This window comes from Lactococcus sp. LG1267 (genome assembly GCF_017309545.1).
Taxonomy (GTDB): Bacteria; Bacillota; Bacilli; order Lactobacillales; family Streptococcaceae; genus Lactococcus; species Lactococcus petauri.
Genome location: NZ_CP071295.1, coordinates 1726943 through 1752971 on the forward strand (window position 1 = coordinate 1726943; position 26029 = coordinate 1752971).

The 26029-nt window shown below is 37.5% G+C and carries 31 protein-coding genes, 1 other RNA gene and 1 pseudogene; 8 read left to right on the forward strand and 25 right to left on the reverse strand.

Features of this window, described 5'->3' with window-relative positions; all coding sequences use genetic code 11:
• Positions 1-103 precede the first annotated feature (103 nt).
• The 5 genes from J0J33_RS08435 to J0J33_RS08455 form a co-directional block, all read right to left on the reverse strand.
• On the reverse strand, positions 104-1036 hold the full coding sequence (locus J0J33_RS08435) for a recombinase RecT (RefSeq protein ID WP_206921694.1): 933 nt from the start codon (positions 1034-1036) through the stop codon (positions 104-106).
• Entirely contained in the window at positions 1033-1866 is an 834-nt protein-coding gene (locus J0J33_RS08440; protein WP_206921695.1) for a hypothetical protein, read from the reverse strand. Before J0J33_RS08440 ends, J0J33_RS08435 begins: the two co-directional genes overlap by 4 nt.
• A 100-nt stretch (positions 1867-1966) precedes the next feature.
• A complete protein-coding gene (locus J0J33_RS08445; RefSeq protein ID WP_206921696.1) occupies positions 1967-2170 on the reverse strand; it encodes a hypothetical protein in 204 nt (67 codons plus the stop codon).
• 17 nt (positions 2171-2187) lie between these two features.
• Positions 2188-2514 carry a DUF771 domain-containing protein gene (locus J0J33_RS08450; protein WP_242526948.1) on the reverse strand — a complete coding sequence of 109 codons (327 nt, stop codon included), beginning with the start codon at positions 2512-2514 and terminating at the stop codon, positions 2188-2190.
• A gap of 212 nt (positions 2515-2726) precedes the next feature.
• Positions 2727-2966, reverse strand: coding sequence for a helix-turn-helix transcriptional regulator (locus J0J33_RS08455; protein WP_206921698.1), 240 nt, complete (start codon positions 2964-2966; stop codon positions 2727-2729).
• 170 nt (positions 2967-3136) lie between these two features.
• Between J0J33_RS08455 and J0J33_RS08460 the strand changes: the two genes are divergently transcribed.
• The 4 genes and pseudogenes from J0J33_RS08460 to J0J33_RS08475 all read left to right on the forward strand — a co-directional run bounded on the left by J0J33_RS08460 (position 3137) and on the right by J0J33_RS08475 (position 5717).
• On the forward strand, positions 3137-3964 hold the full coding sequence (locus J0J33_RS08460; RefSeq protein WP_206921699.1) for an XRE family transcriptional regulator: 828 nt from the start codon (positions 3137-3139) through the stop codon (positions 3962-3964).
• Positions 3965-3977: 13 nt separating this feature from the next.
• Entirely contained in the window at positions 3978-4178 is a 201-nt protein-coding gene (locus tag J0J33_RS08465) for a hypothetical protein (RefSeq protein ID WP_206921700.1), read from the forward strand.
• 167 nt (positions 4179-4345) lie between these two features.
• On the forward strand, positions 4346-4537 hold the full coding sequence (locus tag J0J33_RS10845) for a DUF4177 domain-containing protein (protein WP_230316002.1): 192 nt from the start codon (positions 4346-4348) through the stop codon (positions 4535-4537).
• A gap of 123 nt (positions 4538-4660) precedes the next feature.
• A pseudogene (locus J0J33_RS08475) lies at positions 4661-5717 on the forward strand (tyrosine-type recombinase/integrase).
• 150 nt (positions 5718-5867) lie between these two features.
• On the opposite strand, the gene ssrA reads toward J0J33_RS08475, so the two are convergent.
• The 5 genes from ssrA to J0J33_RS08500 all read right to left on the reverse strand — a co-directional run bounded on the left by ssrA (position 5868) and on the right by J0J33_RS08500 (position 8444).
• Positions 5868-6224: a transfer-messenger RNA gene (ssrA, locus tag J0J33_RS08480) on the reverse strand.
• A 45-nt stretch (positions 6225-6269) separates the two neighbouring features.
• Positions 6270-7019 carry a hypothetical protein gene (locus J0J33_RS08485; RefSeq protein ID WP_206887482.1) on the reverse strand — a complete coding sequence of 250 codons (750 nt, stop codon included), beginning with the start codon at positions 7017-7019 and terminating at the stop codon, positions 6270-6272.
• Positions 7016-7903: an ABC transporter ATP-binding protein gene (locus tag J0J33_RS08490; protein WP_206887483.1), complete on the reverse strand. Its 888-nt coding sequence runs from the start codon at positions 7901-7903 to the stop codon at positions 7016-7018. The genes J0J33_RS08485 and J0J33_RS08490 overlap by 4 nt, the downstream gene beginning before the upstream one ends.
• Positions 7896-8084, reverse strand: a complete 189-nt coding sequence (locus J0J33_RS08495) for a PLDc N-terminal domain-containing protein (protein ID WP_019294084.1) — start codon at positions 8082-8084, stop codon at positions 7896-7898. The genes J0J33_RS08490 and J0J33_RS08495 overlap by 8 nt, the downstream gene beginning before the upstream one ends.
• Positions 8085-8108: 24 nt before the next feature.
• A complete protein-coding gene (locus J0J33_RS08500; RefSeq protein ID WP_019294085.1) occupies positions 8109-8444 on the reverse strand; it encodes a putative DNA-binding protein in 336 nt (111 codons plus the stop codon).
• A 307-nt stretch (positions 8445-8751) separates the two neighbouring features.
• On the opposite strand from J0J33_RS08500, the gene J0J33_RS08505 reads away from it, so the two are divergent.
• Together J0J33_RS08505 and J0J33_RS08510 are read left to right on the forward strand one after the other, a co-directional pair.
• Positions 8752-9450, forward strand: coding sequence for a response regulator transcription factor (locus J0J33_RS08505; protein WP_004256833.1), 699 nt, complete (start codon positions 8752-8754; stop codon positions 9448-9450).
• Positions 9419-10999 (forward strand): cell wall metabolism sensor histidine kinase WalK, encoded by a 1581-nt coding sequence (locus tag J0J33_RS08510; protein ID WP_019294086.1) that lies wholly within the window; start codon positions 9419-9421, stop codon positions 10997-10999. Before J0J33_RS08505 ends, J0J33_RS08510 begins: the two co-directional genes overlap by 32 nt.
• A 38-nt stretch (positions 11000-11037) precedes the next feature.
• Here J0J33_RS08510 and J0J33_RS08515 read toward each other — a convergent pair whose 3' ends face one another.
• The 7 genes from J0J33_RS08515 to J0J33_RS08545 form a co-directional block, all read right to left on the reverse strand.
• The gene (locus tag J0J33_RS08515; protein WP_064305318.1) at positions 11038-11745 is read right to left on the reverse strand and encodes a GntR family transcriptional regulator; all 708 of its coding nucleotides are present in this window, start codon (positions 11743-11745) and stop codon (positions 11038-11040) included.
• A gap of 90 nt (positions 11746-11835) precedes the next feature.
• The gene (locus J0J33_RS08520; protein ID WP_019293371.1) at positions 11836-12888 is read right to left on the reverse strand and encodes a BMP family protein; all 1053 of its coding nucleotides are present in this window, start codon (positions 12886-12888) and stop codon (positions 11836-11838) included.
• Positions 12889-13059: 171 nt separating this feature from the next.
• Positions 13060-13452 (reverse strand): cytidine deaminase, encoded by a 393-nt coding sequence (locus J0J33_RS08525; RefSeq protein ID WP_019293372.1) that lies wholly within the window; start codon positions 13450-13452, stop codon positions 13060-13062.
• Positions 13439-14101, reverse strand: coding sequence for a deoxyribose-phosphate aldolase (deoC, locus tag J0J33_RS08530; RefSeq protein ID WP_198494494.1), 663 nt, complete (start codon positions 14099-14101; stop codon positions 13439-13441). Before deoC ends, J0J33_RS08525 begins: the two co-directional genes overlap by 14 nt.
• A gap of 71 nt (positions 14102-14172) precedes the next feature.
• The gene (locus J0J33_RS08535) at positions 14173-14367 is read right to left on the reverse strand and encodes a hypothetical protein (RefSeq protein WP_019293374.1); all 195 of its coding nucleotides are present in this window, start codon (positions 14365-14367) and stop codon (positions 14173-14175) included.
• Positions 14367-15659 (reverse strand): pyrimidine-nucleoside phosphorylase, encoded by a 1293-nt coding sequence (locus J0J33_RS08540; RefSeq protein WP_206921701.1) that lies wholly within the window; start codon positions 15657-15659, stop codon positions 14367-14369. The genes J0J33_RS08535 and J0J33_RS08540 overlap by 1 nt, the downstream gene beginning before the upstream one ends.
• Entirely contained in the window at positions 15656-16261 is a 606-nt protein-coding gene (locus J0J33_RS08545) for a class I SAM-dependent methyltransferase (RefSeq protein WP_165719773.1), read from the reverse strand. The genes J0J33_RS08540 and J0J33_RS08545 overlap by 4 nt, the downstream gene beginning before the upstream one ends.
• Before the next feature lie 233 nt (positions 16262-16494).
• On the opposite strand from J0J33_RS08545, the gene coaA reads away from it, so the two are divergent.
• Positions 16495-17415, forward strand: a complete 921-nt coding sequence (coaA, locus tag J0J33_RS08550; RefSeq protein WP_019292344.1) for a type I pantothenate kinase — start codon at positions 16495-16497, stop codon at positions 17413-17415.
• A gap of 116 nt (positions 17416-17531) precedes the next feature.
• Positions 17532-19073 carry a glutamine-hydrolyzing GMP synthase gene (gene guaA / locus J0J33_RS08555; protein ID WP_017370164.1) on the forward strand — a complete coding sequence of 514 codons (1542 nt, stop codon included), beginning with the start codon at positions 17532-17534 and terminating at the stop codon, positions 19071-19073.
• A 213-nt stretch (positions 19074-19286) separates the two neighbouring features.
• Here guaA and J0J33_RS08560 read toward each other — a convergent pair whose 3' ends face one another.
• From J0J33_RS08560 to purD, 8 genes are all read right to left on the reverse strand, one after another.
• Entirely contained in the window at positions 19287-19637 is a 351-nt protein-coding gene (locus J0J33_RS08560) for a YxeA family protein (protein WP_206921702.1), read from the reverse strand.
• A 134-nt stretch (positions 19638-19771) separates the two neighbouring features.
• The gene (locus tag J0J33_RS08565; RefSeq protein ID WP_014024946.1) at positions 19772-20197 is read right to left on the reverse strand and encodes a universal stress protein; all 426 of its coding nucleotides are present in this window, start codon (positions 20195-20197) and stop codon (positions 19772-19774) included.
• Between the two features lie 133 nt (positions 20198-20330).
• Entirely contained in the window at positions 20331-20924 is a 594-nt protein-coding gene (locus J0J33_RS08570; RefSeq protein WP_061412995.1) for a flavin reductase family protein, read from the reverse strand.
• The gene (locus tag J0J33_RS08575) at positions 20911-22134 is read right to left on the reverse strand and encodes a VOC family protein (protein ID WP_195917183.1); all 1224 of its coding nucleotides are present in this window, start codon (positions 22132-22134) and stop codon (positions 20911-20913) included. The genes J0J33_RS08570 and J0J33_RS08575 overlap by 14 nt, the downstream gene beginning before the upstream one ends.
• A gap of 39 nt (positions 22135-22173) precedes the next feature.
• The gene (locus J0J33_RS08580; RefSeq protein WP_242526924.1) at positions 22174-22956 is read right to left on the reverse strand and encodes a hypothetical protein; all 783 of its coding nucleotides are present in this window, start codon (positions 22954-22956) and stop codon (positions 22174-22176) included.
• A 42-nt stretch (positions 22957-22998) separates the two neighbouring features.
• On the reverse strand, positions 22999-24117 hold the full coding sequence (gene purK, locus J0J33_RS08585; RefSeq protein ID WP_019293379.1) for a 5-(carboxyamino)imidazole ribonucleotide synthase: 1119 nt from the start codon (positions 24115-24117) through the stop codon (positions 22999-23001).
• Positions 24118-24239: 122 nt separating this feature from the next.
• Positions 24240-24725, reverse strand: coding sequence for a 5-(carboxyamino)imidazole ribonucleotide mutase (gene purE / locus J0J33_RS08590; RefSeq protein ID WP_019293380.1), 486 nt, complete (start codon positions 24723-24725; stop codon positions 24240-24242).
• Between the two features lie 2 nt (positions 24726-24727).
• On the reverse strand, positions 24728-25960 hold the full coding sequence (gene purD / locus J0J33_RS08595) for a phosphoribosylamine--glycine ligase (protein WP_019293381.1): 1233 nt from the start codon (positions 25958-25960) through the stop codon (positions 24728-24730).
• Positions 25961-26029: the final 69 nt, after the last annotated feature.

A 26029-nucleotide genomic window follows, 5' to 3' on the forward strand; every position in this document is an offset into this window, starting at 1 on the left:
TTCTAACGTGTTTCAATGACAAAATACGATTTTCTGTTATTACCGTCTATTACTGAACAAATGAATCCACGTTGCTTTTAGTGTGGTTCCGAGCACATTATTTCTAAATATCGAATTTAAGATCTTCTACTTCTTCGGTTTGCTGTGCTTGGTCCTCTTCTTCCTGAGGTACATCGGTTTCTTTTACTGTTTCTGGAATCTCTTTAGTTCCTGATACTTCTTCAAGTGACCAATCCTCAATAACCTCTGCTTCTTTGATTACTTCAGCATCATTTTCTTCCATGCTATAAGCACCAGCAAGAGTTGGCTCCGCATGTGATTTAATAAATGGTTTCAGTAAGTTTTTAATCACCGTACGTTTGCACATATCAATTGGAAAATCTCGTTGATTTTTATTAAATGCTGTCAATTTACCTTTTTCAATTTTACTTACATCTGCTGTTTTTACTGTGTAGTTCCCGTATTGACCTTTGCGTGTCTCTTCTACTGCGTTAAACTCTACACTGTTTGTCTTGGACCAAGAAAGACTAATTTGATAAGCGGTCATATATTGGGCAATTTCCTCCCCGTCTATGGTTACTTTTGAATAGGCTCCGATAATATCGTTATCAAGGGTATCCAGTGTTTTTTCATGTTTCAAGGTTCGTCCCTCAAAAATTACTGTCTCTCCCTTGCGAACAACATCTGAGTGAATACTTCCTTTTTTTACTCCTTCAATATCATATGCTAATTTCTCATATCCGAAATAGGACTCCATAAGCATAATTTGTCCCTTTTTATTAGGCAAAATATAAATCTGGTCTTTTCGAGGATCCAAACCTTTTTGGGCTATTCGAATCATTGTGTCAATAATTACTTCTTTACCAATTTGGTGAGGACTTTCCATTATTTTAAGAGCTGTATATCCTAATGCACCTTTGGCATCAAAATTCTTTGCCGGTGAAATTCCGAGAGAAACTTGACGTTCAAGAGCATTCATTGCTGATTTCAAGAATGTTTCACTTTTTGTTAATGCTACTTCGTGTTGTTGTGTCATTTTAAGAACTCCTTAATTTTTTTAACCATATTCAAAACTGAAAGACCTGAATATGTTTTTTCAATATCAATAGTATTTTCAAGTGCAGTCAATCTACCTATTAGTTCCGCTTCTTTATTTTCATAACTAGCTTGAACATTTTTAAGAGATTGAGCTTTTGCTTGGGCTCTCGCCCGTTCCTGTTCAATTTGCTTCTGCATTCCTTGAACATCTGATGTTTCACGTCTAGCTATGTCGGATTCTCGCTGCTTCAGCTCTTTTTCTTTTTCTTCAAGTTGTTTTTCTTTTTCAAGCTTATCTTTTCGAGCTGCTTCAAGTAATTCTTCTTGCTCCAAATCTGCCTGAGCTTGTAAAGCTGCATTAGTGATTTTATCTTTGATAGTTTTCTTTAGATCCCCTTGGACTGTTAATGCATCAACACTTGAAAACCTTCCAGGGGTGAGCACCCAACGAGTGCCTGTTAATTGATAAATATTATTTGTCTGATTGACAAATAGTTCTATCGCCTCAAATGATTCACGTCTGCGGCGATCATCAAATGCTGTATTGACCTCTCCAATTTTTTTAACAAGTCCTGCTAATTCACTTCGAACTTCCCAAACTTTAAAATTCTTAGTTCGAAATACATCAATCAACTCATTAATTTGCTTTTTCTCGGCCAAATCAATTTCATTAACTTTGGCATTCAGTTCTTTTTTTAATTCAATAAGAGCTGTTTTTGTCGCCTTATCTTGTACCATTTCTGGCACTTTTGCTTTGACTTTCTGTAAATAATCAAAGACATCATCATTTTGAAGAAGTCCATCTTCAAATTCTACTGGCATTCCCATTTTTTATTCCTCCGAATTTTGTTATAATCAGAGTAGAATCTTTCCAAAGTTTCTACTCGTCCTTGGCTGCAACCAGGGACTTTTTTATTTTCTTTTGCCATCATGCTCTCGTTTCTTGAACGATTGACGTGAAACCATGAAATCGAGAGCTTAGTCGTCCTTCTTCAGCTAATACCTCCTGTGAAGACAGTTTTGATTTGAGATAACGATTTTCATCTCGTAACTTCCGATTTTCCATAATCAACGTTTGGATTTCCATTCGTTGTTTTTTTATCCATGCAGATTGGTCATTAATATATGTCATATTTTCCTCCTAAAGAATTAAGCAAATCCTTTTCTATTCAGCCATTCAACAGCCTTTTTCCTATTAAATTTATATCCAGAACTTCCTCCAGTATGACTTTTTGGGAAAACTACCCATCCAGTCTCTGGACTTTTTGAAATATCAATGCTGGTCCGGAAAGATGAATTTTTGATTATTTTCCTCATCAATGAATCTCTTCCCATTCCTGTATATTCTGCTAGCCAGTTCCAAGCTTCCTTTCCTTTTACAAAGCCATCAGATATTTGTGGTTCAATAGATTTTTTTGCTACTTCTTCAGCAACAAGTTGTCTAATGTAAACATCTAATGGAACTCCTTCAACCATTAGTTCCAATTCCTCTCCTTTCTATGAATAATTGCATCTAAACGATCAGCAATTATATTTAGGGGACAGATATTAGCAAATCTTCCTGCAAAGAATTCATATACTATCTCGCCTGTCTCTATGACTACTATTTGGTATGCGATTATTTGCATGTTATAATATCCTTATCTAAATTTATCTAGCTCACTGTGTCCGCAGTGGGCTTTTTTCTATTAGCTTGCTTTCTGTTCTTTTTCGGGAACATCCGATTTAAAAAAAATCCCTAAATCATCTTTACCATATCCAAAAATAGAAGCTAGTTTGATTAGTTCATTTGCCCCTATCGCAACAATACCATTTTCTCTCTTGGCATAGGGGGTTCTTGTCTTCCATCCCATCTTTTTTGCAACTTCATCTTGCGTTAAATCACTGGCAATACGTTCTGCTTTGATTCGATTCAAATTGATTGTCATTGTTTTTCTCCTTTCGTTCTTTTTCGGGAACACTTAAATAATAACACAACCGTTCTCGTATGTCAACACAAAAACATAAATTAAATTCATTTTTTATTTTTTTAAATACTTCTTGTACTTCTTTGGGAACAATGTTATAATGTTTCTTATAAACAGGATAGAGGAAAAACATGAGAACTAACGAAGAGATAGTAAGAATACTTATAGAAGAAAAGGATAGACAAGGTTTGTCTATTTCTGAATTAGCTAGAAGAGTTGATATGGCTAAATCTGCTATTTCTAGATATTTCAACTATACACGAGAATTTCCGTTAAACAGAGCAGACGATTTCGCAAGGGTTCTTGGAATATCAACAGACTACCTTCTTGGAATATCTGAAGACGATAGCAATAAATTAGAAAATGTTTCTCCTGCGATAGAAAAAACTGTTGAAACGATGAAAAAGCTTGATGAACCACGTCAACAAGTAGTTCTTGAAACTGCTACTTCTCAACTGAAGGAACAAAAAGCAATTAAACGCGAGAAGCAAATGCTACCTTTTAAGAAAATGCAATTAGATAAGATAAACAATCTTGTGCCTTATGATCATGACCAAGAAGGTTTCGCTCCTGTTATAGGAGAAATTGCTGCAGGCACTCCTATATTTTCTGAACAAAACTTTGAAGGTATGAGACCTGTTTATGGTAAGTACGCTGGACGGGACGACGTATTTTGGCTTCATGTAAAAGGTGATAGTATGGAAAGTGAAATACACGACGGTTCTTTTGCTTTAATATTATTATCCCCTGATATTGATGATGGAGCAATAGGCGCTGTAAGATTTACAGATGATAATTCAGCTACTCTAAAATGTGTTCATTACGAATATGATGATGCAGGGTACGTTAAACGCATTAGACTTGAACCGTTAAATCCAAAATATCCAATCCAATATGCAGATGAATCTAATCCAGCTGAAATTGCAGGTCGACTAGTTAAAGTGGAACAAGATTATTAATTGCGGAGCATATATGAAATTTGGAATGAGGAAACCCAGTATAAAAAGGAGTTTTAAAGCTCGTACAACTGGAAAAGCTAAAAGAAAAATAAAAAAAGCCCTAATTCCAGGATATGGGAAAAAGGGCATGGGATTTATAAAAAATCCAAAAAGGTCAACGTATAATAAAGTTTATCGGAAAACAACATTCTCTTTCTGGGATTTGTTTAAATAAAAAATTACGTGCGCTAACCACGTTAAAAGGGTAAGGAGAAAAATATGGGATTATTGGATAATGTTTCAAAGCGTGCTGCAGCTCTTAATGAGCGGATTGATCCTTCAGTAGTTGATGCATCAGATACTTATGTAAAACAGCCTACTCAACATTTGGAATACAAAGTAATGCAAATAGTACTCAAAGAAGCTTTGTTTGGTTCAGGTTCAAAAAATCTTTCTGAACTAGAAAATGTCTTGAACAAACAAGCAGCATCTGGTTGGAGATTACATACTATTTCAACAACAAGTTCTGGAACAAAAGGACTTGGTGGAGGAGACCGTATCCAAGCCACTCTGACTTTTGAACGAAACTGTTAAAAACAAAAAACCGTCCTGTGACTCTCCAAAGTTTAGGACGGTTTTAAACAATAAGTATAGAAAAACACTATTAGAGTATAATTCTGTAACTCATTATAGAGTAAATCAAGGTTAAAATCAAACATGGAAATAAAATCATATACCAAAAAGAACGGACAAAAAGCTTATAAATTCGTTGCATATCTTGGCTTTGAAAACGGGAAAAGAAAGTACGCTCGACGCAGTGGATTCAAAACAAAAGCTGATGCTCGCGCAGCATATATGCAACTCCAGTATGAAAAAGACAATCCAAAAGAAAAAAACGAAATGTCTTTTAAAGAACTGTACGATGAGTGGCTTCCAATCTATGAAAAAGAAGTTCAAAATAGTACTTATTATAAAACTACAAGAGCCTTTGAGAAACACGTCATTCCAGAATTAGGGGAAATACGTCTTAAAGATTTTACTCCAATGAAATTACAAGAGTTCCATAATGACCTCTCAGATAAGCTCAAATTCGCTCGTAAGCTCTTTGGTATGGTTCGCAAAGTATTTAATCATGCTGCGCTGCATGGATACATACTAGCAAATCCTGCGCTCCCTGTAACCTCTCCTAAAGTTAAACGAGTACAAGAAAGTAAAAAAGATTTCTACAATCCAGATGAATTGAAAAAGTTCATGAAGTTTGTTGAGCAAACAGAAAACATCAAAAAAATAGCACTTTTTAGATTATTAGCTTTTACTGGAATCCGCAAAGGAGAATTACTCGCTCTTGAATGGACCGATTACCGTAAAAAGACTTTAGATATAAATAAAGCTGTTTCTAACTCTCCTCTTGGATTAGAGGTTGCTGCTACTAAAACTAAAGCAAGCGTACGTCTTATAAGCCTTGATGATAAAACCTGTAATATCTTAGATCAACTTCATAAAACTTATCCAAAAACAATACGTATATTTGAATCCGAAAACGGAGGGATATTATCACCTTCAAAACCTCGAAAATGGCTTCATGATATTCTTAAAAATAAAAAACTTGAACCGATTAGAATCCACGGTTTTAGACATACTCATGCAAGTCTACTATTTGATTCAGGTATGAGTTTAAAACAAGTTCAGTATCGATATGAATGTCTATACTCATATAACTGAATATGCCAAAGATAATATCGGGGATAAATTTTCCGAGTATATTGATTTTTAAACTAGCTCTTCTTCAGCTAGTTTTTTTGTTTTTTTAGTTATCAATTTAGTTATCACTATTTGGTAAAGTATATAAAAACAAATTAAAATAAAAAATAAAAACCGCTTAATAGAGCGGTTTTCTTAAACTACAATAAAGTAGTTATATATACAATGGAGGCGAGGGGAGTTGAACCCCTGTCCAGACACCTTGCTACATCAACGTCTACAACCATAGGACTTTCTCTAGTTTAACAAATTTCCAAAGCCAGTCTCAAACAGCAGAAATTTGCGGTGCTTTAAAATCTCTTTTTTTATGTAAAGCCACCATAAAAACGTATCCGACTGAGGTTTAGAGCTTCAGGCCGCCATCGGCGAACGATCATCAGCTACGCAAGCTGGTGTTTAGGCAGCGAATGCGTAAGAAGTGTTATTTTTAGCAGTTATATTTATCTGCGATGGATTTAGGTGACATCACCACCAGTTGCAGTTCATGCGCGACAATGCCTGTCGAATCCGTAACGCCCCCGTTACGGTGGAATAACTTCCAGACATTAATTATAGCACAAGTCATTTAATATTTCACGCGCAATGGTCGAACCAAGATAGCAATAATTGAGAGTACTATAATGCCAACGCAAATGCTGACAGTACCAAAATTAACTTGCCCTGGCGCATTTAACACATTAATTGGAGAAAGCAAACTTAGAGGCAACCAGTCGGAAATATCACTCAGTGTCTGAATAATCGAACTCACTACCATCAGTACTATTGCGGAAACAACTGCTAGAAATGCCTTCCGTGTCCAGACAGCAACAGCACTGCCAAATATGACCAAGGTAAGTAGAGCTAGACTTTGGAGCAAACTCGCTGAGAGCACTCTGCCCAACTCAATTTCAGGAAAGAAAACCCAAGTTACATATGTGGCACTTAACACACCTACCAAATTGCTCACTAGGGTTACTAAAAAGGCGAGGATAAGCTTAGGCATCCATAGAATAAACGAATTACGAGCTACTGTTGAGTAGTAGAGTCCGAGAGAGCTCTCCTTTTTCAGCTTAAAAGTATCAGCAGTAAAGTAAACCAAAACAAAAAGGCCGATCTGAGAAATATTACTAAAATACGACTCCATCAAAGCTTTCCAGTTGGGATCGGGCATGAGAATAATCGTCCCTTCTGTCCCACCAAAAGTCGCCAGAAATTCCTTCATATAATAAATCAAGACAGGTGAGGTAATACCAAAAAAAGCAAATAAAAAGAAAAGAATGAGGAGCCGGCTATTGCGCCACCACATTTTCGTTTCCAAAAGAATTAATCTTCTCACTTTTCTCCTCCTGTAATCGCACGCTCAAAAGCCATCTCAAGACTGTTGCTCGTAGCACGATAAGTACTTATTTTTTGCCCAATATCCGGGAAAATTTGTAGCAGTTTCTCTGTGTACTCACTTTTAATCATCAATTTTCCCGTAATTTCAGGATAGAATTCAATATCATTTACCTGAAGAATATCCATGACTTCTTGTTTGACTTGCTCACTTTTAATCTCTAGTTCTGCAAACTCGTCCATCTGACTATTTTCAATGAACTGATAAAGTGTGCCTTGAAAAATAAGTTCCCCATGATTTAAAACAAGGAGACGATCAGCAATATTTTCAATATCTGCAAGAAGGTGACTGGAAACAACCACTGTTTTTTCCTGTGATACTTTAGTAATCAGTTGCAAAATCTCAATTCGTCCAATAGGATCTAGAGCACTTGTTGGTTCGTCTAGAAATATCAAAACGGGATCAAGTAAGAGTGCCACAGCTATTCCCAGACGTTGCTTCATCCCCCGCGAATAGCCACCCACTTTCTTATTGGGATACTCTGATAAACCGACTTTTTCGAGTGTCGACTCAATTTGTTGAAGGTCTTCTGCTTTTTCGTTCAAGGCGCAACTTTGTTGCAACACCTCTGTTGCGGTAAGGTGGGCAGGAAATTCAGGTGTGTCCGGACAATAAGCCAAAGCTTGATTCGCAAGTTTAATTTCTCCCTGAATAGCTTTATGTTGACCTAAAATCGCATGAATTAAAGTTGTTTTTCCGGCACCATTAGGACCAATTAACCCAATAATTCCTGGTTCTGCACTAATTGAGCATGTCACGTTTTTTAAAGCGTCAAAATTACCGAAAGAAACCGTTAAATCTTCTATTTCAATGATTTTATTCATATGTGTCCCTTCCTACAATAAAATAAAGAATTCCGCCTAAAGGAATCGAAATGATACAGACAAGTGCCCAAGCCCATCTTGGCAGGTACTTAACATGTGCACTTTTAAAAATATTGTAAAAACAAGCCCCTAAGTAGAGACAAACTAGCAAAATTAAAGGAACAATTATACGTGTATCCATTTTGTACACTCCATTCTTTGTCTTTTAAAACTCATCTTCATCGATTTTTTGAATTTCACGCAATATTGTTGTTAGGTGTTGATCCGATGCGTACTCTGCTAAAAGCTCATCAATCAACTGATTGCGCACCACATAATTAGAAAAAAGATGCAACTTCTCCTCATAACCTTCCAATACTTTTTCTGTTCGCTTAATATTATCATATACAGCTTGACGACTGACATTGAATTCCTCAGCAATCTCAGCTAAGCTATAATTATCTGCATAATAAAGTTCAATATAATTCATCTGCTTGTCCGTCAAAAGAGTCGCGTAGAACTCAAATAGCGTGTTCATACGATTTGTTTTTTCGATTTCCATAATTTCCTAATATTCTAAGAAAACACCTGATTTTTAATCGCTGTTTTCATCCTTATTTATAACTTAATTGTCCGTTATCTTTTATAATTTTATCATAATTATCGCCGTAATCATAAGGACATCTTCCCAGATTTGTAGCTTTGTTTTGAGATAGAAACTTGTCATGAACCTCAATGTCCCTAATAGATCAGAAAATCTCAACATAAATTTATGCAAGTCACGCAACTTCATCCTCTCTCAAAAATAGTTTTGCTTCCCTCAGTCGAAAACTCTCTTTGTCTTGTTATCAATATGTTATAATGGAGGAATGAAAAAGATTTTAATTGCGGATGATGATCGTTCGATTTTAACCTTACTTTCTTATAATTTTAGGCAGAGTGATTTTGAAGTGACCACAGTCAGTGATGGCAAACAAGCTCTGGATAAAGCTAAGAGAAATCATTACGATTTAATTTTGCTGGATTTAATGATGCCCGAACTCTCTGGTATTGAAGTGACAGAAATTTTGCGAAAAAAGCAAAACTTCACGCCAATTTTGATACTTACAGCGCGTGATGACGAAGAGATGAAACTGACTGGTCTTAATTCAGGTTCTGATGAATACTTGGATAAAGCAACTCCTATGAAGGAGATTATTGTCCGAGTAAATGCACTCATTCGACGCCACCAGCACTATAATAAAACGATTGAAAACGAAAAATCCGCGGAAAAATCTGGTATTAAATTTGACCGATTGGAGCTTGATTTCACTAAAAAAGTTTGTATCTTTGATGGACAACCTTTAGAGCTAACGAAACGTGAATTTGAAATTTTAGAGCTTTTAATTGAACGCTCAGGCGATGTGATTTCGCGTGAAGAATTGTTGCAGCACTTTTGGGGCATTTCTTCCGCTGCCGAAACGCGAACCATTGACGTTTTAATCAGCAAAATTCGTAAAAAGTTAGACAATCAATTTATAAAAACAAAACGAGGATTTGGGTACTACTTCTCTGATGAAAAAGATTAAGCTAAAAAATATTGTCATCTCGACAATCATTTATCTTGTTGCGACTGTGATTCTGCTTGTTTTTCTCAACATACAGATTCTAAAAACCGACACCAATCGTGTCTTGCACACTATCGACACTACAAAAACACTCCTCGCAGAAAATCCAAATTCTGCGCTTCCTAACAAGTTTCAGTATCTTCCAGCAGGTACACACAACCAGGAGACCGCAAAAATTGAAGAGGGTGCAGACTATGCACAGTCTGTCAGCCGTCATACTATTGAAATTACAAGCCCTATCCGTGTTGACGGTGTGATAACAGGTTATCTTCATGCTGAAGACAGTCGAACTTCGCCTTGGTTTACCAACTTAATGGTCGGTGGTTTTGCTTTAATTGTTTATCTTGCTTGTGCTTCTTACGTCTTTGTTCATGCCAGACGTAATTATCTTTTCACTCAAGATATTGTTGCTAAAATTAAAAATATCGAACGTAGCCCGCTCACGCAGAGTTACTTGATGAGCGAAAACGATGATAAAGTAACTCTGGCGCTAAACTCTCTAGGCGAATACATCCAAAATCAGATTTTATCGCACAGTGAAAAGAAAGAGAACATTTACGAATTCATTGAACTGTTTCAATTTCCTATTTTCATTTACAATGCTAAAGGAAAAATTCGTAAAACAAATGCTGCTTTCAAAAATGAATTTGCGGATACACATAACCTTGATATTTTCAGTCCTTATGCTGACTTTTTAAGTTTCTTAGTGGATAAGATGCTCAATCCGACAACACAAGAAAAGAACTTTTACTTTGAAAACATCAACGCTTATTATCAGGTACGTATTTCTCCTCTGCCAGACTTGGACAATCGTTTTTTAGTCACTTTACTTGATATAACTGCGTTTAAACGAACACTAAATGCCCACAACGAACTGATTGCTAATGTTAGTCACGAACTGAAGACACCTCTAACTTCAATTAAAGGATTCGCTGAGTTACTAAAAGACGACACACTTTCGGAAGCAGACCGTCACGAGTTTTCTCATATTATCAGCAAAGAAAGTTCACGCTTGATTGCTTTGGTTCAAGACACGTTACTCCTAACCAAGCAAAACATTCATATTGACAAGAAAAAAATCAATCTCTCCGCCCTTGTCGAAGAGATCTTAAACACTTCACAACCCTTGCTTGATGAAAAGCACCTGTCACTTCAGACAGACATTGCTCCTATCTCTCAAGTTACCAACCGTCAGATGGTGCATAGTATTTTTGAAAATTTGATTGAAAACGCCATCAAATATACAGATGACCATGGAAAAATCTACGTTGGTCTCCATCAAAACAAGAAAAAAGTTGTTTTCACAGTCACAGATAACGGTCCTGGTTTAACAGAAATTGAAAAATCACGTATCTTTGAACGCTTCTACCGCGTAGATGAAAGCCGTGCCCAAGTCACAGGAACTGGTCTAGGATTGTCTATCGTGGATAAAAACGTCAGAGAACTTCAAGGACATATTGAGGTAATCAGCGTGCCTGGTAAAGGAACGACATTTACTGTTACTTTATGAAAAGAAAAAAGACTTCTCTAAAGAGAGTCTTTTTTCTTTTAGCGTTCCAAATAAAACTCAAAACGCTCCCCAACATACTGAGAGAGGACATACTCAAATGCGCGACCATCGGACAAATAAGAAATTTGCGTCAATCCTAAAATAGCATCGCCCGACTTAATCTTAAGGTATTCAGCAACTTCGGTGCTGACTTTTTTGGCAGAAATAATCTGTTGACTGCGATCAATTTCATAACCTGCTTGTGTCAGTGTATTAAAAAAGTTAGAGGTAATATTTTTCTTCTCGAAAGATTTTACCAAATCATACGGAATGCTTGCAACTTCATAACAGATGGGTACTTGATCTGCATAACGCACACGTTCCATCCGGATAATCATTTGTTCTTTCGAAATTTCCAGCTTCTCGCACTCGACTTCGTTAGGCAAAGTTTTGAGGTAACTTAAAACTTCAGTTGACGGTGTTTTTCCCTGAGCAGTAATAATTTCTGTGAAGGATGTTGTGCCCCGCATCTTTTCGCGCACTCGGCGGCTGGCAACATACGTCCCACTCCCCACACGGCGCTCTAGGATCCCTTCCTCTACAAGTGACGTTACTGCTTGTCGCGCAGTCATTCGACTTACACCAAAGCGCTCAGCCAAATCTCGTTCACTCGGCAGCCGCTCACCAATCTTCCAAACTGTTTTTTCAACTTCTTCTTTTATCGCGTCATGAATTCTTATATAATTTGGAACATTGCTTCTTTGCATGGTGTCTCCCTCTGCCTTGTTTTTTTATTATTATATACCAATTTCAAATAAAAAACCAGCTATAATAGCTGATTTACATAATTGGTATAATTATTTTGCAGGGACTGTGATTTCACCATTGATGATTTTTTCTTTAGCAGTTTCAACAGCTTTCCATGCTTCATCTGAAGTATTGTTACGAGCGAGAGCTACTCCTGAGTTTTTCAAGTCGTACTTAAGAATTTCACCACCAGGGAATTTGTCGTCTTTAGTTTTGTTTGAAACGTCTTTGACAACATTACCTACTTCTTTAAGTGTAGAAGCTAATACGAAGTTAGATTCTTTACCATCTTTAGATTTAAATTTACCTTCGTCTTCTTGGTCACGGTCAACACCGATAACCCAAACTTTATCTGCTTCGTTCTTTGTTTCGTTAAGAACACGTGCTTCTGTGAACACACCTGTACCTACACCGCCGGCTGCTTGATAGATAATATCTGCGCCACCAGAATACATTGCTGAAGCGATAGTTTTACCTTTACCTGCATCGCTAAATGAACCTGCATATTGAACATCTACTTTGATGTTTGGATTGACAGATTTAACACCTTCTTGGAAACCAACTTGGAAGGCTGTGATGATATCTGACGCAATCCCTCCGATGAAGCCAACATGGTCAGTTTTGGTTGTTTTTGCTGCTGCAACACCGGCAAGATAAGCTGATTCTTGGTCAGCAAATGTTGCTGAAACAACGTTTTCTTGATTTTCAATCACAGAGTCAATAATTGCAAATTTAGTATCTGGATTGTTTTTAGCAGCTTGTGAAGTTGCTTCTTGGAGGCCGAATCCAATACCAAAGACTAAGTCATATCCACCAGATACAGCTGAGTTGAAGTTAGCTGTGTAGTCAGAAGCTGAATTAGATTGGAAATAGTTGATACCTTTACCTCTTGAAAGGTTGTTCTCTTTACCCCATGCTTGCAAACCTTCCCAAGCTGATTGGTTGAATGAACGGTCATCAACACCACCAGTATCGGTAATCATCGCTACATTGAGATCTGTTTTGGCTTCACCACCTGAAGCTGCGTCACGTCCACGGCAACCTGCCAGAACTGCTACTGATGCAAGTGCAAGAGCACCAACTGCGAAAATACGTTTATTCATGGAAACGTTTTCCTCCAAATTTAAAAATTTTTAAAACTCTCGCAAGTAAGAGTTTTTATGTATAAGTTTATTTTAAGATATTTTGTATATTAATTCAAGCCAAAAAGAAAGATGTGGGATTTATCCACATCTTTGTTCGGAAATAGCTTTTTTTCTGTCAATTTTAGAATTTTATTCCAGTTCTTTAAAGGAATAAGGCAACAATTGACCCACTGATGTCTCTTTGACTTCTCCCGTTTTTGAGAGAAGGTACACTGGCATATCAGCTTCACAAAATTCAGAAACGACTTGGCGACATGCACCACAAGGACTGATTGGAGCGGCAGTTTCTCCATAAATATACAGACTTGAAAATTCCAAATGATCTTCGGATACAGCCTTAAAAATAGCTGTTCTCTCCGCGCAATTGCTCAAGCCAAAGCTCGCATTCTCAATATTACACCCTTGGTATACTTTACCGTCCGTAGTTACAAGCGCTGCACCTACAGGAAAGTTGGAATAAGGGACATAAGCATGACTGCTCGCTTCACGTGCTGCTTCAATAAGTTCTTTAGTAGCTGGCATTGGCAGTTTCACCTTCCATGATTGCGACACCTGATGAACAGCCCAGACGGTTTGCGCCAGCTGCAATCATAGCTTTAGCATCTTCAAGATTGCGGATACCACCTGAAGCTTTGACTCCCATGTCAGGTCCAACAGTTTCACGCATCAATTTTACATCTTCAACTTTGGCACCAGATGTTGAAAATCCTGTTGATGTTTTAACAAAATCTGCGCCTGCACGTTGTGCTGCTTGACAAGCTTTGACTTTTTCTTCATCTGTCAAAAGACTTGTTTCGATAATAACTTTAAGGATACGGCCATCTTTAACAGCATTAACTGCTGCAATATCACTTTCCACTAAGTCCCATTTACCGTCTTTAGCTGCACCAATATTAATCACCATATCCACTTCGTCTGCACCTTTTTTGATTGCATCTACAGCTTCAAAGGCTTTGACTTCTGAAGTGTTTGCCCCGAGAGGGAAACCGATAACTGTACATACTTTTGAAACTTCATCTTTAAGTTGTTCAGCAGCAAATGCTACCCATGTTGGATTGATACAAACACTTGCAAACTCGTATTTTTTTGCTTCATCAATGATAGCTTGGACTTTTTCTTGTGTTGCATCTGCTTTGAGGATTGTGTGGTCAATGTATTGATTGATTTTCATTTTTAGGTCTTCTCCTAGTTATTATTTATTATGCGGACTTTCAAGTACGCTTTAGTTGTGAACATTAAAATTTATTTGGGCTTGCGATTTTTAAGGTAAAGCATACCAATAATCGTATAAACCGAGATAAAGATGAGGATAAAAAGTGTAACTTTAAGCAGCGTATTATGTGCCCAAAGATTCATTCCAATTGCGCCAAGTACAGCAGCTGTTACACTTTGGAGAGCTTTTATTCCGTTAGGAATAGGGGGAAGTTCATTTTTCATCAGCGAATAACTTCCAAAATTTCAGGTGCATGGATTTGCTGGTCAGAAATTTCGATATTGTCTTTAAACTCCGCAATCAAATCGGAAGAAATTGCACGATTGCTATAAAGTGTAGCAATAAGATCGCCTTTTTGGACTGAATCGCCTACTTTTTTCACAAGATTAATACCTACTTCAAAATCGATTGTATCTGTCTTGGTTGCTCTTCCAGCTCCTAGCTTCATCGCAACAATACCGACTCCCATTGCTTTTTCTTGTGAGATAAAACCATCACGCTCAGCATAAATCTCAACAGTATGTGCCACATTTAACTCTGCAGTCAAATGGTTAAATGCTGTTGCATCCCCGTGTTGCGCTTCACACATAGCAAGGAATTTACCATAAGCTTTACCATTATCAAGATTTTCGATGATTTCTGGAATGGTTTTTTCTACACCTGCTAGTCCAAGCATAATTTGAGCCAGTTCCGCAATAAAGTGACGGAATTCTGGTGTACCTTTGCCATTTAGCGTATTTACGGCTTCCGTAATTTCATTACGATTACCAATAGCATAGCCTAAAGGCTGGTTCATATTGGTCAAAACTGCTACCGTTTCACGGCCAACAGCTTTTCCTAAGTCTACCATCGTGCGAGCCAAGATGCGCGCATCTTCGATATTCTTCATGAAAGCACCATCGCCGACAGTCACATCAAGCAAAATGGCATTTGACCCCGAAGCAATTTTCTTAGACATGATCGAGCTTGCAATCAATGGAATAATATCGACTGTGGCTGTCACATCCCGAAGGGCATAGAGAAGCTTGTCTGCTTTAACCAACTCATCAGACTGACCAATCACCGCGATTCCGGAATTCTTCACTTGGGTGATAAAGTCTTCTTCTGTTTTTTCAATTTCAAATCCGGGAATGGATTCTAACTTATCTAATGTTCCACCAGTATGTCCTAAACCACGGCCTGACATTTTAGCGACAGGGACATCAAAACTTGCCACTAAAGGTGCTAAAATAATTGTTACTTTATCACCTACACCCCCCGTCGAATGTTTGTCTACCTTAACCCCAGGAATAGCTGATAAGTCAAATTCCTTACCTGAAGCAACCATAGCCATGGTTAAGTTGGCTGTTTCTTCTGTCGTCATACCTTCAAAATAAATCGCCATAGCAAGTGCTGCCATTTGGTAATCCGGAACTTCACCCGTTGCATAACCAGAGATAAGCCAATTGATTTCTGCTTTCTCAAAGTGGCCGCCATCACGTTTTTTTTGAATCAGGTCTACCATTCTGTAGGTCATAGTTTCTCCTTATAACTTTTTAAAATGTAATATCCTTTATCTTTGGCGACAATCTCACAATTGTCAAAGACATCCTTCATTTTCTTTTGCGCACTGGGCGCTCCCTGTTTTTTCTGAATGACGATTGTTAAATGCCCACCGTCATTTAAATGCTCATAGGCGTCGGATAAAATAGTGTGTACCACTTCTTTCCCCGCACGAATCGGGGGATTAGAAATAATAGCATCAAACTTTCCTTCAACCTGATCATATATGTTTGATAAAAAAATATCATTAACTTCTATATTATTTTTATCAGCATTTTTCTTAGCTAAATCAAGGGCGCGGCTATTTACATCTACAAGTGTGACTTTCAAGTCGAATTTCTTTGCTAAAGTTAAAGCCAATGTGCCATAACCACAACCTACATCAAGCAGAGTCTTAGCTCCTTCGGGTTGAAAATTATCCAGTAAAACACGTGAACCGTAATCAATAGCGTTTTTAGAAAATACACCTGCATCTGTCAGAAAGTGGAGGGGAAGCCCTAAAAGTTCAACCGATAGTTCCTGCACGTCATGTGCTAAATCTCGATTGTCTTCATAATACATATTTGTTTTTACCATTACAGTTTATTTTATCACAAAATATTTCATTTTTTCTGGGAAAACCTTTACAGATAGAGAGGAAGGATTAGAAAACCCTTACATTATAATCTTGTTTTTTCAAGCAAGTCGGAGCTTCCTACCTTAGATACTGCTTAGGTTTAGGGCTTTATTGATAATTTTATAAAGTTAATCTTGCTGTTAAAACAAGTCTCTAAACACAGCCTACAAGCAAAATATGCTAAAATATCCTTATGAATAAATTCATCAATTATGATGAAATTTCGCGAGAAACTTGGCAAAATCTCTACCTTTCTTCAATCGTGCCTTTGACAAATAAGGAGCTCGATGCCATTCGTTCACTCAATGATGAAATTTCACTCCAAGACGTTATCGATGTATACTTGCCTTTAATTTATCTGGTCCGCCTCTATAAGAAAAATATTGAAGATTTAAGCTTTTCAAAAGGCTTATTTTTACAAAAAATTGTTAAAACGCCGCCATTAATTATCGGAATCTCCGGTTCTGTTGCAGTTGGAAAATCGACTGCAGCACGCCTTGTTCAACTTCTTTTGTCCCGTGAATTTAAAAAATTAAGCGTAGAGCTTGTGACAACCGATGGCTTTCTTTATCCTACAGCCGTTTTAGAAGAGCGAAACATGTTAGACCGTAAAGGATTCCCTGAAAGTTATGACATGGAGCACCTCTTAAACTTTCTTTACCGCGTAAAGAACGGCGAAACTTGTGAGATTCCGATTTATTCGCACGAAAATTACGATATACTCAAAGATCAAACTCAAACAATTGATCAACCTGATATCTTAATTGTCGAAGGGATAAATGTTCTCCAAAATCCACAGAGCGAGCATCTGTATGTTAGTGATTTTTATGATTTTTCTATTTATGTCGATGCGGATGAAGCTGTGATTGAAAGATGGTATTTGGAGCGTTTTGACAGTCTACTCAAACTTGCCGAAAATGATCCAAATAATTATTATCACCAATTTACAAAAATGCCTTACGATGAAGTGATGCAGCTAGCGCGTCAGACTTGGGCCAATACAAATTTGCCTAATTTGCGTGACTACATTGAGCCCACTCGCAATCGTGCAGAAGTCATCTTACACAAAACAGAGAATCATTACATTGATAAAATTTATTTGAAAAAGTTTTGAAAAAACATAACATTAATTTACTCTTTAATTAAAAATGCTGTATTTTTGTATCAAACGTTTTTATAATCCGTTCTTTTATGATAAAATATTTTAATATTAATTTTTAGGAGGCCCACTTGTCTGATAAACAACTTGAAAAAATTATCGTTCTTGACTATGGTAGTCAATATAATCAATTGATTGCGCGTCGCATTCGTGAAATCGGTGTTTTCTCAGAGCTGATGAGTCACAAAGTCACAGCTCAAGAAATCCGTGAAATAAACCCTTTGGGGATTGTACTTTCTGGGGGTCCTAACTCTGTTTACGACGAGGGTTCATTTGATATTGATCCTGAAATTTTCGAACTTGGATTACCTATTTTAGGTATCTGCTATGGTATGCAACTGATTAGTCACAAATTAGGTGGTAAAGTTGAGAGTGCTTCTGAAAGCGAATATGGTGTTGCACCTATCGAACTTAAAGCAAAATCTGAACTTTTCGCTCATACTCCTGAAACACAAGATGTTCTCATGAGCCACGGTGACCGTGTTGTTGAAATCCCTGAAGGCTTCCATGTGGTTGCTACTTCTCCAAACAGCCCATTTGCAGCGGTTGAAAATACAGAACGTAACATTTACGGTATTCAATTCCACCCTGAAGTACGTCACTCTGTATACGGAACAGATATGCTTCGCAACTTTGCTTTAAATATTTGTGGCGCTAAGGGTGATTGGTCAATGGAGAGCTTCATTGACATGCAAATTGAAAAAATCCGCGAACAAGTGGGAGACAAAAAAGTCTTGCTTGGTCTCTCTGGTGGTGTAGACTCATCTGTAGTTGGTGTGCTCTTACAACGTGCTATCGGTGACCAATTGACTTCAATCTTTGTGGACCATGGTTTCCTTCGTAAAGGCGAGGGTGATCAAGTGATGAACATGTTGGGAGACAAATTCGGCTTAAATATTATCCGTGTTAATGCTGAAGAACGTTTCATGAATAAGTTAGCTGGTGTGTCTGACCCAGAGAAAAAACGTAAAATCATCGGTAACGAATTTGTTTACGTCTTTGATGATGAAGCTTCTAAACTTAAAGATGTTAAATTCCTCGCTCAAGGTACACTTTATACAGATGTCATTGAGTCAGGAACAGATACTGCTCAAACAATCAAATCACATCACAATGTTGGTGGCTTGCCAGAAGATATGCAGTTCGAATTGATTGAACCTTTAAATACTCTCTTCAAAGACGAAGTTCGTGCCCTTGGTACAGAACTTGGTATGCCTGATGAGATTGTATGGCGTCAACCATTCCCAGGACCTGGTCTTGCCATTCGTGTTATGGGTGACTTGACACCTGAGAAAATCGCGGTCGTCCGTGATTCAGATGCTATTCTTCGTGAAGAAATCGCTGCTGCTGGATTAGACCGTGATGTATGGCAATATTTCACTGTTAATACTGGCGTTCGTTCAGTCGGTGTAATGGGCGATATTCGTACTTATGACTATACACTCGCTATCCGTGCCATCACTTCTATCGATGGTATGACAGCAGAGTTCGCCAAACTTCCATGGGATGTTTTACAAAAAATTTCAGTACGTATCGTTAATGAAGTGGATCATATCAACCGCGTCGTCTACGATATTACCTCTAAACCACCTGCAACTGTTGAGTGGGAATAATTCCTAGGTAAAATAGCTAAAATAGAAATAAAAAATCGCTCAACAGAGCGGTTTTTCTTTTGTCTGAATCATTAAATTTGGCACAAAATAATCCCCCAACCTTATTGCTGAGGGATAGAGTTTATTATTTTTTACACTGCTATTATAACATCAAGAAAGCGTTATCGCAAGTGTTAAATAATTTATTTTATCAAAGAATTAATGCAAGTTAACTTAAGCTTTTTCAAGTTCGAACAGGGGGTTTTTAGGAATTTCTTGCTTTTTAACTTCTTTCCAACTCAAAACGCCTTTTTTCTTATTGGTTACGACTTTCAAATAGTCATAATGTTTTAAACTATATTGTGCCGTAAGCCTTATTTCTTGCGATTTTCCTTTTTCATCAAATCCAATGACGGAATATTTATATTTTGTAACATGACCATTATCCGATTTTTTCATTTCAATTTTTTCATCTTCTTGAATTTTCACGAATAAATTCTTGCCACCATGCTCTGAATTGTGCCATACAGAATTTCCAACTATTAAAACTATAATTGCAACCAGGCCAAATACAACTCTTTTCATTATAAAATCCTTTTACTTATTTTTCCTGTAAAAACTATTATATAATGCTTCGCCCTTTTTTTTAAGGAAAACGACTCAGAATTAAGAAAAAAATTTTATAAGCAAAAAAGCCCTCCCAAGGAGGGCTTTTTTGCTTATTTGACAACCATAACGTTACAACGCGCATGATCAATAACATATGCTGTTGTAGAACCAACTAATAAACGGTCAAAGGCGCCTTTACCAGTAACACCAATAACGATCAAATCAATATCATTTGCTTGAGCAAAATCAACGATTTCTTTTTTGGGGGAACCTTCCACTCGATATGCCTTAAACTCTACCTGTTTCTTGATAATTTCAGAAGCTCTTTCAATGATTGCCCGTGATTGCTCTTCTAAATTTTCCAAGATAAGTGGTACACCATAAGCTGAACCATAAAGTCGCACATCGTCTTTGACATTCAAAACAAATAGCGATGTTTCATTGCGTGCTGCAATTTTTACAGCTTCACGTACTGCTTTGTCAGATTGTTCTGAACCATCAACAGCTACCAAAATGTTTTTGTATTTTTCTCTCATAAAAAGCCTCCCTTTTCTAAAATTATCAATTTAATTTCTCTATAATTATATTTTAAATTAAAAAGAGAGAAAAAGATAATAATATGGTTGGAAAATTAAAGAAAAATTTAGTTTCTACTTTAATTAGAAGCACTTACTTTGTTGGTCGTGTAATTTCAAATGTATGACCTAAGCTCGTATAGGCTCTCCCTGACAAGCGCGCAACGGGATCCAGTTCTTTTGCTTTAATATAGAGTCTTTCCTCATCAATGACAGAATCATCCATAAGAATATTTTTTACTTCTAAGAGCATTAATTGGCTTGTTTTTCCTACTGGAATATGCTGATGGAGCACAACCTCTAAACGGGCTTTAGCATTTTCTATAGCAGGTACTTTTACTTCTTCTGATGCTGTAATTTTAATGTCGAATTTTTCAATTTCACTTTCTGTAGCAGTGAGAGGTGCTGATGTTTGATTCATAGCTTCAACATTATCCATATTGACCAGATGGATGACACCTTCCTTTGTTTCCAAAAGGTTTCTAACAGAATCTTTCATCTCTGTCATAGCAATGGATACAATGACTGGATCTTTTGATACGACGTTAAAAAAGCTAAAGGGCGCTGCGTTGACAAGCCCTGTAGAATTTTGGGTTGTCAGCCATGCAATCGGTCTTGGAATAACGAGTCCTGAAATTAATTTGTAAGCATCAGTACTGCTCATATCTTCTGGTTTAAATACTTTCATTCTTTCTCCCTATACGACGTTCTTTAATTTTTTCCATGGTCCACAGTGGTTCTAATTTTCTATCTCGAAATGCATCTGACGTATCCAAACGTCGTAAAGCAGCTGCAGTTCGTGCCTTTTCAGCTTCTGCTCCTGGAAAGAGATGCGGAGGCAAACTTAGTGAGAGACCTGCCTCGTCTGAAGTCTCATCTATCCAAAAGCCTGAGGTTACGAGCGCTTCTTCGTAACTATCAACCTTGGCTTGCCCGGATCGTACCATATCTAAGGCAGCAATACCCGGAGTATCTGTAGCGATTTCGAAAAGCACACCGGGTGCAACATTTACATATTCACTGGAAAAATAAAAACGTTCTACGAATCCCGAGTGAGGCATCATATAAGATTTGACACGCTCAATCCAATATCTAAGGGTATCAGGATTAGCTGTACGAAAAGCGACATGATGAACCGTGCCATAGCCTTGATATGCTCTCTGTGATTCTTTATCCTGATCAATGATAATAGAAGCACCATTGCCCCCCTTCGCTACCTCAAAAAGAGTGAAATTATTTTCAGTCGCACTCTTGCGAAATCCAAAAACTTCTGCGAGCAATTGATGAATAATATTTACTTCTGAGAGCTTAATGAAAACAGGTCCTAAGCCTACAATAGCATGCTCAACTTCTACATTTGAAAGTTGCCAAGGTTTACCTGGAGCAAGGACACCTTGATTTTTTTCGTCGGAAATCAATTGGTACCGCTGACCATCAAAATCCTCAAACTCAAGATATTTTTTACCAAAGCGTTCTGCCACCAAACTATGTGGCACAGCTGCCGCTTCAAATCTTTGATGCCAGTATTCTAAAGATATATCTTGAGCAACACGAAAAGAAATACGGTCAATGCTATTGATACCGTGGCTACCTGCACCTATTCCAGGGAAATCAAAAAATGTCATATCCGTTCCAGGATTGCCCTCTTCATCAGTAAAATAAAGGTGATAGGTGTCGTAGTCATCCTGATTAACGGTAAGTTTTGCCAGTCGCAGTCCTAAAATATTTGTAAAAAAATCATAGGTCTTTTGGGCACTTGAAGTAATCGCCGTAACATGGTGTATCCCTCCCAGTGCAAATTCCGAATTTAGTTTTGTCATAATTATTTTCCTTGAGTTAGTGTTTACACTTGTAAATCTTATCTTCATTATATCATGTCTTACATAATTTTCAAGCAACTTGCATTAAAAAAATGCCTCTCTTCTGAGACACATTTTCTATATTTTAAAATAATTTAATAGGAGATGGCAAAAGTACAGTTCTGTTAATCTTCCTACCACTTGTTCTTGCTTTATCTTTTTAAGAAGCTCGTTGAGCACTTCTTCTTTTTTATAAGAAGATATTGTATCGATTCCTTTTTGAAAAAGCTCCTGCTCTTCAGATATAGGGATACTTTTCCTTTTTTCTAAAAGAGTAACAACCCTAGAGGTCTGGTTTCTTAAGTCGGTGTGTCGCGTAACATTGCTAAAGATTTCTTCTAAGTGAGTGGCTGCCTCGATACATAGATTCTTTCCCATCACTCCATTTAAGTTTGAACGTATTATCCCTTGTTCCCAAACGTTTAAAACTCGTGCTGCAGCTGAAGTGAAGAGCAGACTAAACTGACAAATTTCCTCTGTCCGTAAATAAAAGATATAAGCCATCTGTAATGTATACGCTAACTGATAAATTTCCGAGCAACTTAAAGGATTGCACTTTGTTTTTAAAGAAGAATAATTTTCATTGATAAACTCAAAATGTAGCTTTAATAAGTGGACGATAATATCCCTAATTTTTTCATCATGTGAAGCCAGCGGTACAAATAAAGTTGCCTGCATAGCGGAATGTTGTAGCCAGAAAGTTGTCTCTCCTTGAAACAAAAGACCACGCTTCATTTTCTCTTGCTCTTCTAAATAACTTACCAGTCTATTTTTGAATGTCCTGCGAAAAATAAGTGTCCATTCGGGATTTATTTCTTCACTCAGCGTTTCGATTCGAAAAATTGTTTTTCGACTTTCCATCGACAGCCTGATTGTGTGCATCCTCTTCTTCCTTCCTGTAAATCATTCCCATATTTTTAAACGGGATATTTCTTTCAGACTTTCTGTAAAATCATCTGTCAGTATCGTCACATGACCCATTTTTCTGTCAATCTTCGCTTCTAGCTTTCCATAATCATGAATATGCCATTCAGGCCTTTTATGAGCCAATTGCTCCATTTGGGGAACATCTTGTCCCAGAATATTGAGCATAATGGCTTTTTTCAATAGGCGAGGTTGCGGCAATTCCTCGCCGAGAATTCCCTTGATATGTAAGTCAAATTGTGAAAAATCACACGCCTCTATTGTATAGTGTCCAGAGTTATGAGGACGTGGGGCAAGCTCATTTACATAAATCTCGCCCGCTGCTGTCAGAAACATTTCTACACAAAGTGTCCCTGAAAGCTGGAGCTCTTTAGCTATCGCCAGCGCCAAAACTTTAGCCTTTTCGCTGACCTCAAGAGGTACGGGAGCAGGAGCAATGGTACGGTGTAGAATATTATTAATATGTTCATTTTGACAAAGGGGGAAGGTCACAAAATCCTTACCATTCCCACTAATAATTAAAGAAATCTCACAATCAAAATCAACAAATTCCTCCAGTACACATTCTGCACTCTCTGCTAACTTCATGGCCTCTTTCAAATCCTCATCAGATTTCAAAACAACTTGACCGTGTCCATCATAGCCGCCCATTGTTGTTTTTAATACTTGTTTTTTTGTTACTTGCTCTGGAAGATCTTGAGCATTTTCTACGAGTTTCCACGGGGCTATTTTCACGCCACATTGTTCTAAAAACTCTTTTTCTAACCGACGATTTTGCGTAATTTCTAATAATCGAATGCCTTGCGGAATAGCGACACAGGCATCAAGCTGATGTAAAGCGCTAGCCGATACATTTTCAAACTCATAGGTTATCAGATCACAAGCATAAGCTAGCTTAAGAAGCGCATCAACATCATCATATTCCGCAATAATCAACTCATCCGAACACTTTGCTGCGGAACAGTTCGGATTTGGATCGAGTGTAATCACTTTATGGCCCATATATTGTGCAGAAATAGCCATCATTTGGCCCAACTGCCCACCACCAATAATTCCAATTGTTTTTTTCTTATGTTGCATATTCTTATTATAGGCCATTTTTCTTTGTTCTCCCTATTCTTTTCGGATAGTTTAAAAATAAATCCGCATATTATCCGGATTTTTGTTTACTAAAATCAAAATATTTTTACAAATATTACGCTCGTTTTTAAATTAAAAGTTTACAACAATTCTTTAGTTGAAGAGACTGATATATCGGCTGCTTCTTTTCTATATTTTTTCAATTTTTCTACTAAGCTTTTATCAGCAAGTGCCAAAATCTGAATAGCATAGAGAGCTGCATTTTTGGCTCCTGAAGTGCCTATAGCCATACTAGCAACAGGAACTCCACCTGGCATCTGGACGATGGAGTAGAGGCTATCTAAGCCAGATAAGGCACGTGACTGAATAGGCACACCAATAACAGGAAGAAGTGTCATTGCAGCAACCATTCCAGGTAAATGTGCCGCACCTCCTGCGCCAGCAATTATGAGCTTATAGCCTTGTTGCTCCGCATTTTTCGCAAAATTCATCATAATTTCTGGTGTCCGGTGAGCGGAAATGACCTTTTTATCAACATCGATACCGAACTCTTCCAAAATATGAGTCGCTTGTTTCATTGTCTCCCAATCTGAAAGTGATCCCATAATTACTGCAACATCTGCCATTTTTATACTCCTTTATTTCCAATGTCTTTACGATAAAACATCCCTGTATTGTCTAACTTATCTAATTTCTCGTAAAGTGATTTTTGAATACTTTTTATCTCTTTGCCGGTTTCGGTAACCATGTATATGCGTCCCCCTTTTGAAAGAAGCTGACCATCTTTTCTTATAACACCAGCATAATAACAGTTCAAATCCTGTAGCTCTGGTAGAACAACACTCTTTGTTGAAGCATCGGGATAGCCCTGATTTGCTACAACTACTCCTAAGGTAACTTCTTCGGTATTACAGATCAAGTTTGGCTCACGTCCTTGTAAGATATCCATTATATTTTCAAAAAAATCACTGGTAATTGTTTCTAAAACCACTTGCGTTTCTGGGTCACCAAAGCGAGCATTAAATTCAATCGTTTTGACACCTTCGGATGTCAATATTAATCCGGCATAAAGAATACCAGTAAAAGGCTTATTCTCCGCCTCTAACCCAGCCACAGTTGGCTGAACAATTTTTTCTATGGCTTCTTGTACTACAGCTTTTGGAATATGAGGTACAGGTGCATAAGCACCCATCCCCCCTGTATTTGGCCCTCGATCGCCATCAAAGGCACGTTTATGATCTTGCGCAATAGGTAACGGGTATATCTTTCCATCATGTACTAAGCTAAAAAGTGAAAACTCTTCGCCATCAAGATATTCTTCTACCACAACTTTTGCTGCTTTTGTCTGGAAAATATCTTCTAAAGCAGCTTTTGCTGCTTCTAAATCCATGGCAACTGTGACGCCTTTTCCTGCAGCTAAGCCATCTGCCTTGATAACAATAGGTGCACCTTTTGTCTCAACGTAATTTAGAGCCTTTCCGAGATCCGTAAAACTCTCGTAGTCTGCTGTGGGTACGCCGTATTTTTTCATTATTGACTTAGCAAAAGTTTTACTGCCTTCGATTTGAGCAGCTTCAGCTCTCGGTCCAAATATAAGCAACCCTTCGTCTAAGAAAGCATCCACAATGCCGTTCATCAATGCTGTTTCTGGACCAACAAAAGTCAAGTCTACTTTTTTCTTCTTCGCAAAGTCTACCAATAGATGATTTTCAAGTTCGGAAATAGCTACATTTTCCAGCTTTTCCTCCGCCATACCCACATTTCCTGGGCAAATAAAAACTTTCTCTACTTTTTCACTTTTTGCAAATTTTCGTGCAAGTGCATGTTCACGCCCACCTGAGCCAACAACTAAAACCCTCATATTTCCTCACTTTCTTCTCACTTCTATCTTAAGATATTTAGAGAAAAAGAAAAAGCCCCAGGGGGCTTT

Coding starts and splice junctions, on each gene's coding strand:
- deoC (WP_198494494.1), bottom strand. CDS start 14,101: ATGAAAATCAATCAATACATTGACCACACAATCCTCAAAGCAGATGCA.
- J0J33_RS08500 (WP_019294085.1), bottom strand. CDS start 8,444: ATGGAAATCGAAAAAACAAATCGTATGAACACGCTATTTGAGTTCTAC.
- J0J33_RS08580 (WP_242526924.1), bottom strand. CDS start 22,956: ATGGAAAGTCGAAAAACAATTTTTCGAATCGAAACGCTGAGTGAAGAA.
- purD (WP_019293381.1), bottom strand. CDS start 25,960: ATGAGGGTTTTAGTTGTTGGCTCAGGTGGGCGTGAACATGCACTTGCA.
- J0J33_RS08520 (WP_019293371.1), bottom strand. CDS start 12,888: ATGAATAAACGTATTTTCGCAGTTGGTGCTCTTGCACTTGCATCAGTA.
- J0J33_RS08505 (WP_004256833.1), top strand. CDS start 8,752: ATGAAAAAGATTTTAATTGCGGATGATGATCGTTCGATTTTAACCTTA.
- J0J33_RS08540 (WP_206921701.1), bottom strand. CDS start 15,659: ATGACCTACAGAATGGTAGACCTGATTCAAAAAAAACGTGATGGCGGC.
- J0J33_RS08455 (WP_206921698.1), bottom strand. CDS start 2,966: ATGACAATCAATTTGAATCGAATCAAAGCAGAACGTATTGCCAGTGAT.
- J0J33_RS08460 (WP_206921699.1), top strand. CDS start 3,137: ATGAGAACTAACGAAGAGATAGTAAGAATACTTATAGAAGAAAAGGAT.
- purK (WP_019293379.1), bottom strand. CDS start 24,117: ATGGCCTATAATAAGAATATGCAACATAAGAAAAAAACAATTGGAATT.
- J0J33_RS08435 (WP_206921694.1), bottom strand. CDS start 1,036: ATGACACAACAACACGAAGTAGCATTAACAAAAAGTGAAACATTCTTG.
- J0J33_RS08490 (WP_206887483.1), bottom strand. CDS start 7,903: ATGAATAAAATCATTGAAATAGAAGATTTAACGGTTTCTTTCGGTAAT.
- J0J33_RS08465 (WP_206921700.1), top strand. CDS start 3,978: ATGAAATTTGGAATGAGGAAACCCAGTATAAAAAGGAGTTTTAAAGCT.
- J0J33_RS08450 (WP_242526948.1), bottom strand. CDS start 2,514: ATGGTTGAAGGAGTTCCATTAGATGTTTACATTAGACAACTTGTTGCT.
- J0J33_RS08545 (WP_165719773.1), bottom strand. CDS start 16,261: ATGGTAAAAACAAATATGTATTATGAAGACAATCGAGATTTAGCACAT.
- J0J33_RS08570 (WP_061412995.1), bottom strand. CDS start 20,924: ATGAAAGTATTTAAACCAGAAGATATGAGCAGTACTGATGCTTACAAA.
- J0J33_RS08495 (WP_019294084.1), bottom strand. CDS start 8,084: ATGGATACACGTATAATTGTTCCTTTAATTTTGCTAGTTTGTCTCTAC.
- J0J33_RS08535 (WP_019293374.1), bottom strand. CDS start 14,367: ATGAAAAATGAACTTCCCCCTATTCCTAACGGAATAAAAGCTCTCCAA.
- purE (WP_019293380.1), bottom strand. CDS start 24,725: ATGGCAGATGTTGCAGTAATTATGGGATCACTTTCAGATTGGGAGACA.
- J0J33_RS08565 (WP_014024946.1), bottom strand. CDS start 20,197: ATGAGAGAAAAATACAAAAACATTTTGGTAGCTGTTGATGGTTCAGAA.
- J0J33_RS08515 (WP_064305318.1), bottom strand. CDS start 11,745: ATGCAAAGAAGCAATGTTCCAAATTATATAAGAATTCATGACGCGATA.
- J0J33_RS08440 (WP_206921695.1), bottom strand. CDS start 1,866: ATGGGAATGCCAGTAGAATTTGAAGATGGACTTCTTCAAAATGATGAT.
- J0J33_RS08560 (WP_206921702.1), bottom strand. CDS start 19,637: ATGAAAAGAGTTGTATTTGGCCTGGTTGCAATTATAGTTTTAATAGTT.
- J0J33_RS10845 (WP_230316002.1), top strand. CDS start 4,346: ATGCAAATAGTACTCAAAGAAGCTTTGTTTGGTTCAGGTTCAAAAAAT.
- J0J33_RS08525 (WP_019293372.1), bottom strand. CDS start 13,452: ATGCCAGCTACTAAAGAACTTATTGAAGCAGCACGTGAAGCGAGCAGT.
- J0J33_RS08445 (WP_206921696.1), bottom strand. CDS start 2,170: ATGACATATATTAATGACCAATCTGCATGGATAAAAAAACAACGAATG.
- coaA (WP_019292344.1), top strand. CDS start 16,495: ATGAATAAATTCATCAATTATGATGAAATTTCGCGAGAAACTTGGCAA.